The following is a 1039-nucleotide window of genomic DNA, read 5'->3' as shown; positions in this document are numbered from 1 at the left end:
CGTTGCTGTTGCTGCAACGCTGTTCGTGCATGATTAAGGATTGCTTGTAATTGATCAGATAGAGGTACTATCTCCTGTATAAATGTTTCAAGCACTTGTTCTTGTAGATGATGTAAAAATATCTCTGCCGGTTTACGCTGCTTATAATGCAAAGCAGGCTCAATCATCTGCAACAGTGCCGCAAACAAACACTCAAAACCTGCCTCAATCATGGTCTGCTCATCCATTCCGGTTTGACGTGCCATCTGTGTCGACACTGATACGGGTGGCTTTAATACATCAGGATCCACTGCCATTTCCCGTAGTTTTTCTCCTGCACGAGCATACACATCGGTTTCCTGTAAGGCACGTTGTGACGAATTTTTATTACACAATACTGTGCAGATTTCACCATCGACCTCATCTTCTTCAATCTGATCGCTTCTGGTGATAATCGGAAACAAAAGTTTATGGCGTTTTAGTTCCCGTGCCAAAGTATCCAATTCCTGTACTTGTCCCGGTGAAGTCGAGCTACTTAACCATAACACACCATCAGCACTATCAATAAAACGCTGTGTCAATGCTGCATTCTCGGCTGTGGCTGAATGCAGACCCGGTGTATCCAACAGTACTAGTCGCTCTCCTAAGCATACGCCCTGCAATTGCGCTGTGGTTTCAGTTGCACCTTCACGCAATAGCATATCTGTATAATGAATTTTCTCATTTTGTACATAAAAATAGCGTACCACTTGGCCCTGTGTACGGAAACACTCCGCCAGAAGATTGCATAGCGAACTTTTACCTGCATTAAATTTGCCAAATACCAATAACATGACTTTATCACCAAAGGCATCGGCTAGGGACTGGGCCGCGCCTAGCTCAGTCCACTTAATTTCCCAAAGCTGAATCTCCTCTGCAATCTGCCTTTTCAGCAAAGTAATCTGCTTTGCCAAAGCAGATGTAGCCTGTAAAGCTTCCACCTTAAATTCTATGCTGGTTAATGCTATGGCGAAGTCGTTACGCCATTGCTGCATCTGGTCTAGAATGGAATGCAGATCAT

At 44.2% G+C, this 1039-nt stretch carries 1 protein-coding gene; it reads right to left on the bottom strand.

Annotation, left to right across the window (positions count from 1 at the left end; all coding sequences use genetic code 11):
* Positions 1-1039: dynamin family protein (locus tag CRO21_RS17420; protein ID WP_141398151.1), on the bottom strand; the 1039-nt coding region annotated here is incomplete at both ends.

The sequence above is a fragment of the Acinetobacter puyangensis genome, from assembly GCF_900096995.1.
Taxonomy (GTDB): Bacteria; Pseudomonadota; Gammaproteobacteria; order Pseudomonadales; family Moraxellaceae; genus Acinetobacter; species Acinetobacter puyangensis.
Note: the sequence above shows the minus strand (reverse complement) of the source record. Positions and strands in the feature narration are given on the sequence as shown.